Consider the following 15,372-nt stretch of genomic DNA (forward strand, 5'->3'; position numbering starts at 1 on the left):
CGGAGGTGGGACGACGAAATCGAATTCTAACGAATTACCGATTTCTGTCCCACTCTCTTTTTTTAGAAATATTTGAGAATTGCTTGATAGTTATTTGAAAAGCAAGCTGTATACTAAGAGTGTAAAGAAAATAACTAGTCATTTGGACGAAGGAGAAAACCATGGAAAAAGTATTAGAAATTTCCCATTTGAGTAAAAAGTTCGGTCATCAATACGCCTTAAATGATGTGAATCTCACCATTCGCAAAGGCGACGTCTACGGCCTGATCGGTAAAAACGGGGCTGGGAAAACCACCCTCATCAAGGTCATCACCCAGCTGATTCAAGAAACTGACGGAAGCGTCTCTCTCTTTTCTTCTACAAATCGCTCCCAGTGGACGCAAGCCCTAAAACGGGTTGGTTCCGTCATTGAGAGTCCTGTGGCCCATAAGCATATGACCGCTTATCAAAACCTGGTCTATTATTGCAAAGCTCGCCATATCCCCAACCCTGATCAGGTCATCAAAGAAACCTTGAACTATGTCGGCCTGAATAATACGGGTAAGAAGAAATTCCGCGATTTTTCACTCGGGATGAAACAACGGTTGGGAATTGCGATTGCGCTCATTGCCAAGCCCGACTTCCTCATTTTGGACGAACCCATCAATGGTCTCGATCCTGTCGGAATCAAGGAATTCCGTCAGATGATCAAGCGCCTCAACGATGAACTCGGCATGACCATCCTCATTTCCAGTCACATCCTGTCCGAACTTTATCTGGTTGCCAATCGTTTTGGTATTGTCGACCAAGGACGCCTGATTAAAGAAATTAGCAAGGCTGAATTCGAAGAACAAGGAGAAGATTACATCATCCTCAAGACTAGCCAGCTAGCCCTTGCCAGTCAACTGATCCAGGATCAACTCCATCACCGTATCAAAGTCATCGATAAGGATGGAGAAATCCATATCTTCGGCCAGACTCACGATATTAAAGTCATTGTCAAAGCCCTCGTTCAAGCAGATATTGACGTGGATGAAATCTACTATGCCCGCCAAGATCTGGAAAAATTCTTTACGGACTTGGTAGACTAGTCAACCCACCGTCTTGCATTACTTATCCCACATATTTCATTTAGGAGATTTATCATGTTGCATACCATTCAAGCAGATTTTTACAGACTTTTTCGCTCTAAAGGTTTTTGGATTACAGAAGCCATTCTCGTTCTCAACATCCTGTCTGGAGTCATCTTTGGAGCTACCGGCCACGTCGGCGTCAATACGGAATCCAAATTACCCCAAGCAACCGAAGTTTGGACGGGCTTTAAAGCCTTGACCAACTACTCTTCCAGCATCAGTGTGACTATCCTCTTTACCATTATTGTCATCACCTTGGTTCTAGGAACAGACTTAACGCAAAACTTATACAAGAATAATCTGGCCTATGGGGTTTCGCGCACCAGCTACTACTTTGCCAAAAGTGCTGTTGTCCTGACCATTGCGCTCTTCCAATTTCTCGTTTCTTATGGTCTCGTCTTCTTGATCGCGACCCTCTACAATGGACTTGGAACCATGCCAGAGCACTTCCTTGCTCATTTTGGACTGACCGTGCTGATTCAGTTCCTTTCCACCTTGGCTTGGGTCAGTATCATTTCCTTCCTCCTTTACGCTAGCCAATCCATCACCTTGGCCTTCGTTGGCTACTTCATTGGAAATATCCTCTTAAGCCTTCCTGCGCTTTTCTTTAAAGATATTGACATTCTCCACTATCTAAACTTGGAATTTCAATATTCCATGGTCCAAAGTACGACAGCAACGAACAACACTCTCTCGATTGCCCTTGGATTCATCCTTGTTTTCGGATTCTTGGGACTCGCTACTTTTAAACACAAAGATTTATAACAAAAATGCTTGAGCGGTGCTCAAGCATTTTTTCTTAGTGTAATGGTCAAAACAAACCAGTCTGCTTCCGTCGCCAGTTGCAAGTCGCCGCCTAAGATCTCTACAAAATTTTGAATAATGTAGAGACCCAAGCCAGAAGACTCTTCTGTATCCGACAGATTTTCAGAGTAGAATCGACTAGCCAGTTGGTCTAAATGTTGGATCGGTTGTTGCACAATATTGCGCAATTCGACCCGAATCGTGTCCGCGTCCGACATCAAGGTCAAACGCGCCTGCTCCTTTCCATGTTTGAGGACATTGCTGAGCATATTTTGCAAGAGGCGCTCCCAAAGCTCAGGATCGGTCGCATAATGAAGATGCTCTTCTAGCTCCACCTCTAAGGCAATCCCCGCCTCAGTCAAGCTATCGTAATACTGGAACAACTGCTGGGTCAGGACTTGGCTGAGATCGACGTCTGAAAGCCGAGGCTGAATAGCTCCCTCCATCAAGCGTCTATATTCCAAGAGAGATTCCAGGCGTTTTGAGACGACTTGAAGATTGGAAGCAATTTTCTTCAGCTTTTCCTCTTCCTGCATCCCACCCTTGATGATTTGTTGGGTATAGCCCGATGCAATGGTCAAAGGCGTCCGGATATCATGAGCAATATTACTAATGGCCATATCCAAGGTCTTTTTCTCTTGAAAGGCAATCCGATTGGTCCGCTCGATCTGATCAAAGAGATCACTGACCTGCTTGGTCAAGGCAACCAATTCTTTTTTTGAAACACGTGACGTTAACCGTACCCCACTCCCATTTTGGAGCTTCTGTTGAATCTGCTCCTGCAAATCCTTTAAAGCAGAAAGCAAGCGAACATAACCCAGTCCCAAGAGAAGGACAAGGACGACAAGAATTAGAACTAAAACCCACATTACTTGTCTCCTTTCAAGCGAACACCCAAGCCCCAGACCGTTTCAATATAGTCCTCATCTGGGTCAAGCTGGGCAATTTTCTTTCGAAGATTGCTCAGTTGGGCATTGAGGGTATTGTCTCCAGGCAGATAGACTTCTTCCCAGACCGCTTCATACAATTCTTCCTTGGTGAAAATCTTCTTTGGATGCGCCAGTAAGGTTTCAAAAATTTGAAATTCTTTTTTACCCAAGCGAAGCGTCTGTGCGCCAGACTCCAGTTCAAAGATTTCTGGATTCAGAACCAGATTTTTAAAAGAGAGCTTTTGCGACGCTTGAGCTTCCTGTGCTACCGTCGGTTGATTTCGCAACTGCACCGTCACCCGAGCCGCCACTTCATCCAGATTAAAGGGCTTGACAATATAATCATTGGCACCAGCTAAGAGGTACTGGCTAATGAGTTGTTTGTCTCCCAGAGCGGTCATCATGATAACCGGTGTCTGACTCTGCAAACGGATCTTCTCCAGGACCTGGTCCCCATTCTTCCCTGGAAGCATGATATCCAAAAGGACCAAATCAACGCCTTCTTGCTGGAAGAGCCGCAGCCCTTCTGTACCCGAAAAAGCCTGAAGGACCTCATGATCTTCACTTAACAAACTATACAAAATTTCTTGGATATCATTATTATCCTCGATTAATAAAATCCGTGCCACTTGCCTCGCTCCTTTTTCCTTTGAACTCCAAATCATTTCTATTTCTCTAGCCTATCAAATAAAGGGACCTTCGTCAATGAAAATCTGATAAAATTCTATTGTCCCCAGGTAGATCTGCATGTTAGGTCATCACAAGATGAACTTGACGATCCTTTCTTTCAAAGGGTATAATAGGACCAATGACACAATAGGGAGACTCATCTATGAAAAATAATGCTAAAACTAAAATCAGTCTTGTATCCATCCTTGTCATCCTGGGCGTTGCTGCAAGAATGTTGCGAGTCATCCACCGCCACCAAATCAGGGAGCAAAACAAACAAACCATCCAAACGACTAAAAAGGTTGCAGAGTTTCAGAAAACACTAGACGAGGAAGAAACGAAGAAACGCAACGAAACCTTCAACAAGATTTATAATGAATCCCTTGTTCGGACAAAATTTGAGAACTGGCAAAAAGTCGATGAAGTCCATGGTTTGGGACAAAGAACTGGGCAATTTTATATCTATAACTTTGAAAAAAAAGAAGAGATTCTCTTAGAGAATACAGATCAAGCATTTGTTCTACCCATTCGAGACAAGAATCATAACGTCACATTTCAGGCTATCTTTGCCCACAAGGACGGTCAGTGGCATATCCTAGATCCAGACGGAAGTTCACAGTTGCAGCTAGGAGCAGCCAACGTTTCCGCTGAATCTAAGTTTGTCATCGAGAACAATGTCTTAGATTACGACCAGTAAATCCGTAATGACTTGGCTAAACTACATACAAAAAGCTTAGGACCCCAGCTTGTGGTTGGGATTCTAAGCTTTTTAGTTTATAGGAGAGAGTTGGCCAGCAAGTACCGAAAACTTTTATTTAACAGAAGCCCCATTTGTCGCAATGACTTCTTTGTACCAATAGAAGGATTTCTTACGTGAGCGCTCCAAGCTTCCCTTGCCTTCGTTGTCCCGGTCGACATAGATAAAACCGTAGCGCTTCTTCATTTCTCCAGTCCCGGCAGAGACCAGGTCAATACAGCCCCAAGTCGTATAACCCCAGAGGACAACACCATCTTCATGGATGGCATCCCGCATGGCCTTGATGTGGGCAGCCAGGTAATCAATCCGGTAGTCATCTTCAATCTCCCCGGCTTCATTTGGGGTATCAACGGCGCCCAGTCCATTTTCTACGATAAACATAGGCTTTTGATAACGATCCCAGATGGTGTTCAACGTAATGCGGAGCCCAAGAGGGTCAATCTGCCAACCCCATTCTGAGCTTTCTAGGTAGGGGTTCTTCAGAGAAGCAAAGATATTGCCCGCTGTTTTCTCCCTTTCAGCTGGATCCCCTGAAGCGACCCGACTGGCATAGTAGGAGAAGGAAATAAAGTCCACTGTATGATCTTTCAACAATTGAAGGTCCTGCTCCGTCATCTCAACCGTGATTCCCTGACGCTCCCACTCTTTCTTAGCATAGTTAGGGTATTCCCCACGCGCCTGCACATCGATAAAGAAATAGTTCTTGCGGTCTTCTTCTAGACCAGCCCAGACATCTCGCGGAGCACAGGTATGCGGATAGTTTTGCCCTGCTGCTAGCATACAGCCAACCTTGTTGTTAGGATCAATCTCATGGGCTAGCTTGGTAGCAATGGCTGAAGCGACCAACTCATGGTGAGCCGCCTGGTATTTGACTTGCTCCTCATTCTCCCCTTCTTCAAAGCAGAGACCCGCTCCCATAAAAGGCGCATGGAGTATCATATTGATCTCATTAAAGGTTAGCCAGTATTTGACCAAGCCCTTGTAGCGAGTGAAGAGGGTCCGGCAGAGTCGTTCATAACATTCCAACATCTTACGACTGCGCCAACCTCCGTACTCAGTAATCAAATGCATGGGACAGTCAAAGTGGGTAATGGTCACCAAGGGTTCAATGCCATACTTATGGCACTCCTTAAAGAGGTCTTCATAGAACTGTAGACCCGCTTCGTTTGGCTCCAATTCATCCCCTTTCGGGAAGATCCGAGACCAGGCAATGGACAAGCGATAGGTTTTAAAGCCCATTTCCCCAAAGAGAGCAATGTCTTCCTTGTAGCGATGGTACATATCAATACCTTCTTTAGCTGGGTAAAAATAGCCCTCTTCAAAGTCGAACATCTTTTTCTGACCTGTAATAATGGCGTGACGATCAGGCCCAATCGGCACCACATCCACATTGGCCAAGCCACGGCCGTCTTCATTATAAGCTCCCTCACACTGGTTAGCAGCCGTCGCCCCACCCCAAAGAAAACCATCTGGAAATTGAAGTTTGTCGGTCATCTCTCTACCTCACTTGATTTGATAGTTCTATTATACCCTTCTCTTTCCAAAAAATCCTACAAGATCCTATGAAAAACTAAACCTATTCTAAGGTAACTCATACACTTTGGAACATAAAAAGACCGTATAACTCCGATCTTTTAGGATGTACACAAATTGTTTTTCACCTAATTTAATATCGGCTTTTCTGAAAAAATAAGAATGATTTCTATTTTTAAATCGTAAAGAATAAACTGAAACTTTCCGCCGTGATAAAAGTGCTAGAAACACGATTGTTTCTAGCACACGGGAGTTTTGAATCTTTAGGTTCAAAACTAAGTCATGGAACTTCGTAGAAGTTCGCTGACGTCCGTACTCACCTAAGGAAAGTTTCAAAGAAGACTTTATCTTTAATAAAAAAGACCGGACGACTCCGATCTTTTTAAGTTCCACTCCAAGAACGCTTAAATTTTTTGATAATAGAATTACCTACTTCATACGATAAAAATCAATCACTAAACCAGCTGGGCCTTCAACTAGCAGGCTTTCGGTTCCCCAATCGGTTACAACTGGACCGTTTAAAACTTGGATACCAAGCTCTTTCAACCGTTTGTAGTTCTGGTCTACATCCTCAACCTCGATATGAAGAATGATTCCTGACTGAAAGTTTTCCAAAGGAACCAAATGATTTTGAGACAACATGAGACAGTGACTGCCAATCGTGAACTGAGCAAAACTGTCGTCAACATAATCGGCTTTTTTATCCAAAATATGCTCCAAGTCAGCACAGACCTGGGGAATATTTGAAACGATGATATCTAATTGATTTAAATTCATTTACTATCCTCCACAAAAAGACCGGATTCCCCCGGTCTTTTAAGTTTCTCTCTATGAAAATCAAAGCATAAAATCTACAATGTTTACATTTGATTTTCCACTATAGGAATTATTTGATTGCGCGTGATTGCAACCCTTCTTCTTCCAAGAAGAGGCGGAATGGTACAAGCTCTTCAGCTTCGTATTTTTCTTTGAAGGCTTTGATTGCTTCTTCTGAGTGTTGTTTTGGATCCAACTCAAGAACTTCCACTGGAAGTGGACGGTGTTGCGTGATGCGAGCATCGATGACAACTGTCTTACCTTCTTTGTTCAATTTAACAGCCTCAGCAACGACTGCGTCGATGTCTTCGATACGGTCAACTGTAAATCCAACAGCACCTTGCGCTTCAGCGATTTTTGCATAGTCAGCATTAGGGAAGTCACAACCAAACAAGTGTTTGTTTGTGTCTTCGTATTTGTCCTTGATGAAGGCATATTTACCATTTGAGAAGACAACGTTGATAACTGGAAGGTCGTATTGAACGTTAGTGATCACGTCTGGGTAGCACATGTTGAATGCACCGTCACCCATGATGTTCCATACTTGGCGATCTGGATTGTCTTTCTTAGCAGCGATACCACCAGGAAGGGCAATACCCATTGTCGCAAAGAGTGGAGATGTACGCCACATGTTCTTAGGTGTCATGTGAAGGTGACGAGTAGATGTTTGAGTAGTGTCACCTACGTCGATTGAATAGATAGCGTCTTGATCAGCATGTTTGTTGATTGCATTGTAAACTTGATACAATTGCAATTCACCCTCAGTTTTACCTTCGAGTTTGTTCATGTAATCACGCCAGTTTTGGTTATTCTTCACGTTTGCACGCCACCATGGAGTAGATTCAACTGGATTCACTTTGTCAAGGATTGCTTTCGCTGCTTGACCTGCATCCCCAAGGATTGAAGCGTCTAGGGCATGACGTTTACCAAGTTTGTAAGGGTCGATATCGACTTGGACGAATTTTTCAGTATTCTTGAAGGCTTCGTAAACTTCAGCAAATGGGAAGTTTGAACCAAGGAAGAGAACTGTGTCTGCTTCAAAGACTACTTCGTTGGCTGGTTTCCAACCAACACGGTAAGCAGAACCTGTCAAACCTTCGTAGTTCCATTCGAAAGCTTCAAAGTTTTTACCAGTTGTGATGATTGGTGCTTTGATCTTACGAGACAATTCAGTGATCACATCACCAGCACCAACACCACCGAAACCAGCGTAGATCACTGGGCGTTCCGCATTGTTCAAGATTTCAACAGCTTTATCGATTTCCACTTCGTTCAAGGCAGGAGCGATAAAGTGACGTTCATAAGAACCTGATCCGTAGTAAGAGTTTTCGTCGATTTCTTGGAAACCAAAGTTTACTGGAATTTCAACAACGGCTGGACCTTTTTTAGAAACGGCAGCACGGCAAGCTTCGTCGATTACTTTTGGTAATTGTTCTGCGTAAGCTACACGTTTGTTGTAAACAGCGATACCGTTGTACATTGGGTTTTGGTTCAATTCTTGGAAGGCATCCAAGTTCAATTCGTTAACTGGACGTGATCCAAGGATAGCAAGGAATGGAGTGTTATCCATAGCTGCATCGTAAACACCATTGATCAAGTGAGTCGCACCAGGTCCACCTGAACCAACTGCAACCCCGATAGAGCCACCAAATTTAGCTTGCATAACCGCTGCAAGAGCACCAGTTTCTTCGTGACGAACTTGCAAGAAACGGATATCTTTGTCTTCAGCCAAAGCGTCCATCAGTGAGCTAAGTGTTCCAGATGGGATACCGTAGATCGTATCTACACCCCATGTTTTCAATACGTTAAGCATTGCTGCAGATGCAGTAATTTTCCCTTGAGTCATTCTAACTCTCCTTTAATTCTATTTTGATCTCTTAAAATGCAGCATAGCGCTTCTACTTCATCTTTGCGATCATCTCGCCTTGAAAATGAGTTTTTTCTGACTTTTCTCATGAAAACGATTTACAAAACGATTACAGTATTAATTTATCACAAAGAGATTCACATGTATAAGGATCTGCTCAGAGATGCTCAATCCCTATTCCATAACAGATGCTCTTTTTGAGAAATTTTCACAAACTATCCTACAATAGGGTATTATACTATATTTTCTTACCCTCTATTTTCCCTTAGAGCTGTAAGGAATGATAAAAAAGTACTACAGCATGCTGTAGTACTCAAATTGATGGCAAAGTATTTTTAAAAAAACTTTCCTTAGGTGAGTACGGACGTCAGCGAACTTCTTCGAAGTTCCATGACTTAGTTTTGAGCCTAAGGTCTCAAAACTACCGAGTGCTTGAAATGATAATGTTTCAAGCACTTTTCTCACGGCGGAAAGTTTTCTGTATTTTCTTGATTCAATCTAAAAATTGGAACTTATTTTACTTTATTCGTTGAATCACTTAACTTATATTACTTAAAAAAGTTTGACTACGTTCTAATCGCTACTGCATACTGTATCACTTCTTATTTTCATTAATCAATCTTTGCGACATTGAGGAGCAGAGAGCTAGTCAAAACAGACAAAGAACTAAGGGCCATAGCAAGACCTGCTAGTTCTGGATTGAGGGTCAATCCCAGTCCTACAAAGACTCCAGCAGCAATTGGAATCCCAAGGATATTGTAGATAGAGGCCCAGAAGAGATTGAGTAAGATCCGACGGAAGGTCTTTTGACTCATGTCAAAGGCGCGCACAACGCCAAGCAAATCATTTTGCGTGAGCACGATACCTCCAGACTCGATCGCAATATCCGTACCAGATCCCATGGCAATTCCGACATCTGCAATCGAAAGAGCAGGAGCATCATTGATCCCATCTCCAACAAAGGCGACCTTACTAGCTTCTTGCAGTTTTTGGATGGCGCTAGCTTTTTCTTGAGGAAGGACATCAGCAATGACGGTGTCAATTCCCACTTGCTTAGCAATAGCTTGGGCCACCCGTTCATTATCCCCCGTTAACATGACCGTTTTCAAGCCCCGTTCTTTGAGCTTTTTGATCGCTTCTTTTGAGCTAGCCTTCGGAGCATCTTGAATGGCAATCAAGCCAATCACTTGCCCATCCACAGACAAACTGATCACTGTTTTGGCCTGCTCTTGCAAGTCTACCATCCGTTTTTCAAGCTCCGGATCCATCGCTGTCCCGTCATGAAGTTTGCCATTTCCCAAGGTCACCAACTGCTGGTCGATCTGACCTTGGACCCCTTTTCCTTCAATCGCTTGGAAGTTTTCCACAGGGGATAGCACCAAACCTTTTTCTTCTGCTTGGGATAACACCGCTTGGGCTAGTGGATGTTCTGAAAAAGTTTCAAGACTAGCAGCCAGTGTCAAGACACGCGCTTCATCTCCTACCACATCGGTTACGAGCGGTTGGCCAATGGTGATGGTCCCTGTCTTATCAAACACAACGGTTTGAATCTTTTGCACTTCTTGAAGAACTGTTCCATTTTTAATCAGAACCCCCATCTTGGCACTACGACCAGTTCCGACCATGAGGGCTGTTGGCGTCGCCAAACCAAGGGCACATGGACAGGCAATAATGAGGACAGAGACTGCATAGAGCATGGCCTCTTGAAGCGACGCGCCCAGAAGCACGGACCAAACCCAGAAAGTTGCAATGGCCAAAATCGTCACTGCTGGAACAAAGATACCTGAAATCTTATCCGTCAGATCCTGAATGGGAGCACGACTGGATTGGGCCATTTTGACAAAGTCCACAATTTGAGATAAGAGGGTCTCACTACCGACTTTTTCAGCCTTAAAGAGAATGGTCCCATTGCTGTTGATAGTGGAGCCAATGACTGCATCACCAACTGATTTTTCCACAGGCAGGCTTTCACCTGTCACCATCGACTCATCAATGGTCGTACTTCCTTCTACAATGGTCCCATCAACCGCGATCTTTTCCCCAGGACGGACCCGAATCAAGTCATCAATTTGGATATCTTCTGCCGCCACCTCGACATAGTTCCCATCACGGAGAACTTGAGCCGTTTTTGCCTGCAAATCCAACAACTTTTCCACAGCCTCGGAGGCATTGTTACGCATCCGTTCCTCAAAGATTTGCCCTAAGAGGATAAAGAAGATGATAAAACCCGCAGCCTCAAAGTATACTGGCTGACCAGTAAAAAGGGCAAATACACTATAGACATAGGCTACCAGGGTTCCAAGAGCTACCAAGGTATCCATATTGGAATGGTGCTTCTTAAATGAGGCCCAGGCACTCTTGATAAAAGGAACTCCTGCCACTAGCATAATCGGCGTTGTCGCTAGAAAAGTCCCCCAGCGACTGACTTGATGGGATACAAATCCTGCCATCATCCCGATCATCAAGATCAATAAGGGAAGGGTAAAGATACTAGTAATCCAAAAGCGACCCAGTAAACCTAAGACACGACGGCGTTTTTCCACAACCGTGTAGGAACCCTTTTGCATCTTCATTCCACATGAAAACTCGAAGTCCCCTGTTTCTGTCGGGGTAAAAGATATGACCTTATCCACACCGACTTCCAAAGGCTCTAAAATCCCCTGATCTTCAAACAAAATTTCCTTGTAACAGCCGGAAGGATTGACCCGATGGAAGGTGATTTCAGCAGGGATCCCTTTTTGAAGTTGAAATTCCTTTGGACTATAGCCTTTTTCTGCTGTAATACGGATCTTTTGCACTCCGTTTTCCACAACTGCTTTTTGTTTTTCTACCATACCTACTCCTTTATTCCACAATCATGTGACCATGCATCATGTTCATTCCACATGAATACCCATATTCGCCCGCTTTTTCTGGCGTAATTTCAATGACATGTTTTTCACCTAAAGGCAAATCTTCATGAACGCCAAAATCTGGAAAGATCACTTGAGCCAGACATGAAGATGGATCCTTGCGATTAAAGATGATCCGGGCTGGAACATTCTTTTTCAGGACAATGGTTTCAGGCGAATAGCCCCCCATGACTTCGACTTCAATTTCTTGATAACCTGATTTCTGACGAGCGTGGCCGCTTACCTTTTCATGCTCTGCAAAGAACCACCAAGCAATAAAAGCAACCACAAGTAAACAAACAATACTAATCAACAATCCAAACATGGAATTTCCTTCTTTCTATTACATACAATTGCAAGGGACTGTTTCGACAGTCTCTGCTTTCTTTTCTTCCAGGACCTGCTGCAGCTGATTAAGATCTGCAAGCGTAAAGTCACTCTCCTGAATCAAGTTTTCAAGCACCTGGACAATTCTTTTTGAGCAAACCTTGTCTTTCACATCCTCAACCACCAAGTCTAAACTTTGGTCCTGCTTCAACAAAGCCGAGTAGACAAAGGCTTTGCCAGATTTTTCTCTGGTCAGACAGCCTTTCTCCACCAAGCGCGTCAAGAGGGTCTTGATGGTCGACTTCGACCAGTCAAAGCGCTCGGACAAGACGGCGATCAAATCCGTGCTGGTCTGCTTGCCTTCCATCCAGATAATTTTCATGATGCGCCATTCCGCATTGGAAATTTGCATGGCTTCTCCTTTCTGAATCTACATTTGTAAATCTTATGATGCTATTTTACACCTAAGATTTACATTTGTCAACCAAAAGTTTTTAAAAAAACAAATCTTCCTTTGAAGATTTGTCTGGTTGGGCTTTTTTCGCTCCTATTTTTGTCTCTATAATGTCTCCTGCAGAGCTTGGGCTAGGATGCGGTAACCTGCTACACTTAAATGGAGGCCATCAGTCGTATAGGCTTCTGCCAACTGCCCCTTTTCATCCAATAAAGACGAATACACATCGACATAGCTGACCTGGTGGTAGGCCTGGGCCAATTCTTGATAGGCTTGATTGAGGGCTTGAATTTTTTCATTGGTCCGCACATAGACCTTTTGCTTGTAGCGCTCTTCTTGACTCACCGGTAGAACCGAGATCAGGTTGATGTGGGTCAGCGGAAAGTCCCGCATGATCGCTTGTAAGACCGCTTCTAGATTGTCCAAGGTTTCCTTTTGAGGAATTTCTTTTCCGATATCATTGGTCCCGATCAAGAGAAAGATCTGATCCACCGCCGTTCCAAAGACATGGGCGTCTAGATGCTCACGAAGGAGATCCGTCTTATAGCCTCGCACTCCTCGATTGACCATGTGCTTGGGACTTTGTAATAGTTCATGAATGGGAAAATACTCCACGACGGAGTCTCCGATAAAGATCAAACCAGGCTCCTTCAGAGGGGCTTGATTGAGCTCCCGATAGGTTGTTATGATTTTCTCCTGCTCCTTTAAGAGCCAGTCTTCTAACAGTTGTACCGCCATCTAATTCTTTCCTTTCACTTGTTCCCAGGGGGTCAATCCTAGATACTCTTCGATCACTTGGTAGACACCACCTTCCTGATGGCTCGGCGCTAGGTGTTTGGCAACAGCCTTGACAGCTTCTTCTGCATTGGCTACAGCATAGGAGTGACCCGCCATTTCAAGCATTTCGATGTCGTTTCCGCTATCCCCAAAGGCCATGACCTGGCTAGCATTAAGCTGCCACATCTCCATTAATTGAGCCAGTCCCCAAGCCTTGTGAATGCCTGCTTGTAAAAGATCCATGCTTCCAAAACCGCTCGAAACCGCCATGAGCTGATCTCCAAAAGCCTGCTGGACTTCCTGGCGCACTTGATCAAGACGATCCAAGCCAACCACCAAGCTCATTTTAAGCACCTGATCAAATAGATCTGCTGTCAATTCGGGAACAAACTTCATCCGCTTGTACAAGGCTTCAATCACTTCCGGCTGCATGAATTTCTCAACTTCTGTAAAGACCGTGCCTTCCTTGACAAAGCCACCATTGACAGCTGAGACAACCAGCTGGTCTGAAATTTCTCGCCCCTTAAAATAATCAAGAACCGCCTCTACAAGTTCTCGATCCCAGAATTTTCCTAGAATCATCTGATCATCCTCAAAAATCCGAGCTCCATTGGCTACGACCAGAGTCACCCGTTTGACCAAAGGACCCAAGAGCTGGCGCATGCGATGGATTTCATTTCCTGTCGCAATGACAAAGCGAATCCCTTTTTGATCCAAGTGGTCCAAAAGCCTTTCCAGACGCGGAAGATCCACCTCTCCTCGCTCATCTAATAAGGTTCCATCCATATCTGTTGCAATCAACTTAATCATACAATCTAACCTTTTCCCTTTCAAAGGGTGTAAATTATCTGGTTCCATTATACCACAGATCAAGCAAGTCAAAACCACCCGTGAAAACAGGTGGCTTCCTCTTGGGTTGAAGGTTCCTACTGATGGCCAGGGGATCTTATGAATATAAGCCCTTTTCCACACTTTCCTGAATTAACTCTTCTGTCAGTTTCCACAACTCTTTGGATTCACTTTTTATGAACTTTTTCTTTTCTAATACCATCTCTGAACGGATGTGATCGGGATTATAATTGACTTCTGATACTTCCAAGTGATTGATCAGTGGTACCAATGCATCAATCACTCTTGCATATCTTGCCTCAGGACTCTGCCCTTTTTCAAACTCCAACCACGAATTTTTCATATTCACATATGTTGCTTCTGGAAGGAAGCTCATTGTTTTTTCTATAGATGTGAGCTCTCTATCATGAGCATGAAGCTTTTTTTCATCATCAAACACCCAAGTATCTCCGGCATAAATCTCACCTAAATCATGAATCAGTAACATAGAAATCACCTTTTCCATATTCAATTTTTCGGGATAATAATCTTGCAGAACCATCGCAGCTATTGCACTCTGCCAAGAATGCTCGGCACTATTTTCAAACCGTCCATCAAGGGTTCTATTAAACCTTGTTACTGACTTTAATTTCTCGATTTCTTTAATAAATCCAACTATCTGATTCAAATCACTCATGGCGACTCCAACCTCCTTATTCGAAATTACGACTATCATACCAAAAATCAGGTTTTCCATAAATGAATTCCCTTATTTGCAAAAAGAAAATGTCCCCCTTTTTGGGAGTACCTTCATTTTTCTAACAAGACTACATGGACAAGCAAAAAAGCTAACCTATCTTTACCGGTTAGCTTCTATTTTTCACCCAACAAAGGCCCAAATAATGGCAATCAGCACTGCTGGCAGGAGATTAGCGACCTTGATTCGTTTGCCCCAGATGAGATTGATCCCTACACAGAGAATGAGGCTGGAGCCGACTAGCGACAGATTCGAAAGGGCTTGTGGAGTCATGATCGGTGCGATCAAATGGGCCAACAGCGTGATCAAACCTTGAAGGATCACAAGTGGTACCACTGCAAAGATCGCGCCCTTTCCTTTTGAAACGGTCAAGACCAGAACGATAACCATATCGAGAATAGCCTTGGCCAACAAGGTCGAGGTGTCGCCTGTCAGGCCATCCTGGACAGCTCCAACCACCGCCATAGCCCCAATACAAATGGTCAAGGCCGTGGTCATAAAGGCATCAACAAAGCTGGTATCGCCTTGGTTACCCGTCTTTTCCTTTAGCCAGGTTCCCAGACGCTCAAAGCCTTCCTCAATCTTCAAGAGTTCCCCGATAACGGTCCCGATCACTAGACTCAGAATCAACATCATACTGCCGTGACTTTCCACATGACTTCCATGCACCACCAGCATCTTTTCCAAGGTCCCTGCAATGCCCAAGACAAAAACAGCAACTCCAGTCACTTTTAGAAGGGTCTCATGAAAATCTTCTGATAAACGTTGACCGATGAGCGATCCTAAAAGCCCACCAAATACGACCCCTAAGGCATTATAGAAGGTCCCTAAACCGATCATTTACAAACTCC

15 protein-coding genes are annotated in these 15,372 nt (G+C 44.0%); 3 read left to right on the top strand and 12 right to left on the bottom strand.

The window, feature by feature from the left end; translation table 11 throughout:
- Positions 1-161: 161 nt before the first annotated feature.
- Positions 162-1,070 carry an ABC transporter ATP-binding protein gene (locus ADH92_RS07350; protein WP_049497968.1) on the top strand — a complete coding sequence of 303 codons (909 nt, stop codon included), beginning with the start codon at positions 162-164 and terminating at the stop codon, positions 1,068-1,070.
- A gap of 54 nt (positions 1,071-1,124) precedes the next feature.
- Positions 1,125-1,877: an ABC transporter permease gene (locus tag ADH92_RS07355; RefSeq protein ID WP_048716360.1), complete on the top strand. Its 753-nt coding sequence runs from the start codon at positions 1,125-1,127 to the stop codon at positions 1,875-1,877.
- Positions 1,878-1,897: 20 nt separating this feature from the next.
- On the opposite strand, the gene ADH92_RS07360 is transcribed toward ADH92_RS07355, so the two are convergent.
- Both ADH92_RS07360 and ADH92_RS07365 read right to left on the bottom strand, forming a co-directional pair.
- Entirely contained in the window at positions 1,898-2,785 is an 888-nt protein-coding gene (locus ADH92_RS07360) for a sensor histidine kinase (protein WP_049497969.1), read from the bottom strand.
- Complete coding sequence (locus ADH92_RS07365; protein WP_192832654.1) at positions 2,785-3,474, bottom strand: response regulator transcription factor; 690 nt, start codon at positions 3,472-3,474, stop codon at positions 2,785-2,787. Before ADH92_RS07365 ends, ADH92_RS07360 begins: the two co-directional genes overlap by 1 nt.
- Positions 3,475-3,677: 203 nt before the next feature.
- Here ADH92_RS07365 and ADH92_RS07370 point away from each other — a divergent pair, with 203 nt between their 5' ends.
- Complete coding sequence (locus ADH92_RS07370; protein ID WP_049497971.1) at positions 3,678-4,211, top strand: hypothetical protein; 534 nt, start codon at positions 3,678-3,680, stop codon at positions 4,209-4,211.
- Positions 4,212-4,325: 114 nt separating this feature from the next.
- On the opposite strand, the gene ADH92_RS07375 is transcribed toward ADH92_RS07370, so the two are convergent.
- The 10 genes from ADH92_RS07375 to ADH92_RS07420 all read right to left on the bottom strand — a co-directional run bounded on the left by ADH92_RS07375 (position 4,326) and on the right by ADH92_RS07420 (position 15,361).
- The gene (locus ADH92_RS07375; protein WP_049497972.1) at positions 4,326-5,765 is read right to left on the bottom strand and encodes a 6-phospho-beta-glucosidase; all 1,440 of its coding nucleotides are present in this window, start codon (positions 5,763-5,765) and stop codon (positions 4,326-4,328) included.
- 468 nt (positions 5,766-6,233) lie between these two features.
- Positions 6,234-6,581, bottom strand: coding sequence for a VOC family protein (locus ADH92_RS07380; RefSeq protein ID WP_003008740.1), 348 nt, complete (start codon positions 6,579-6,581; stop codon positions 6,234-6,236).
- Between the two features lie 109 nt (positions 6,582-6,690).
- Positions 6,691-8,466 (bottom strand): pyruvate oxidase, encoded by a 1,776-nt coding sequence (spxB, locus tag ADH92_RS07385; protein ID WP_049497973.1) that lies wholly within the window; start codon positions 8,464-8,466, stop codon positions 6,691-6,693.
- Between the two features lie 632 nt (positions 8,467-9,098).
- Entirely contained in the window at positions 9,099-11,321 is a 2,223-nt protein-coding gene (locus tag ADH92_RS07390; protein ID WP_049497974.1) for a heavy metal translocating P-type ATPase, read from the bottom strand.
- Between the two features lie 10 nt (positions 11,322-11,331).
- Positions 11,332-11,703, bottom strand: a complete 372-nt coding sequence (locus ADH92_RS07395; RefSeq protein WP_002901455.1) for a cupredoxin domain-containing protein — start codon at positions 11,701-11,703, stop codon at positions 11,332-11,334.
- A gap of 18 nt (positions 11,704-11,721) precedes the next feature.
- A complete protein-coding gene (locus tag ADH92_RS07400) occupies positions 11,722-12,117 on the bottom strand; it encodes a CopY/TcrY family copper transport repressor (protein ID WP_049497975.1) in 396 nt (131 codons plus the stop codon).
- Positions 12,118-12,264: 147 nt separating this feature from the next.
- Positions 12,265-12,897 carry an SGNH/GDSL hydrolase family protein gene (locus ADH92_RS07405; RefSeq protein ID WP_049497976.1) on the bottom strand — a complete coding sequence of 211 codons (633 nt, stop codon included), beginning with the start codon at positions 12,895-12,897 and terminating at the stop codon, positions 12,265-12,267.
- On the bottom strand, positions 12,898-13,746 hold the full coding sequence (locus ADH92_RS07410) for an HAD family hydrolase (protein ID WP_049497977.1): 849 nt from the start codon (positions 13,744-13,746) through the stop codon (positions 12,898-12,900).
- Between the two features lie 136 nt (positions 13,747-13,882).
- Positions 13,883-14,461, bottom strand: a complete 579-nt coding sequence (locus tag ADH92_RS07415; protein ID WP_049490839.1) for an HD domain-containing protein — start codon at positions 14,459-14,461, stop codon at positions 13,883-13,885.
- A 183-nt stretch (positions 14,462-14,644) separates the two neighbouring features.
- Positions 14,645-15,361 (bottom strand): DUF554 domain-containing protein, encoded by a 717-nt coding sequence (locus ADH92_RS07420; protein ID WP_049497978.1) that lies wholly within the window; start codon positions 15,359-15,361, stop codon positions 14,645-14,647.
- Positions 15,362-15,372 lie beyond the last annotated feature (11 nt).

The organism is Streptococcus parasanguinis (assembly GCF_001073155.1).
Taxonomy (GTDB): Bacteria; Bacillota; Bacilli; order Lactobacillales; family Streptococcaceae; genus Streptococcus; species Streptococcus parasanguinis_D.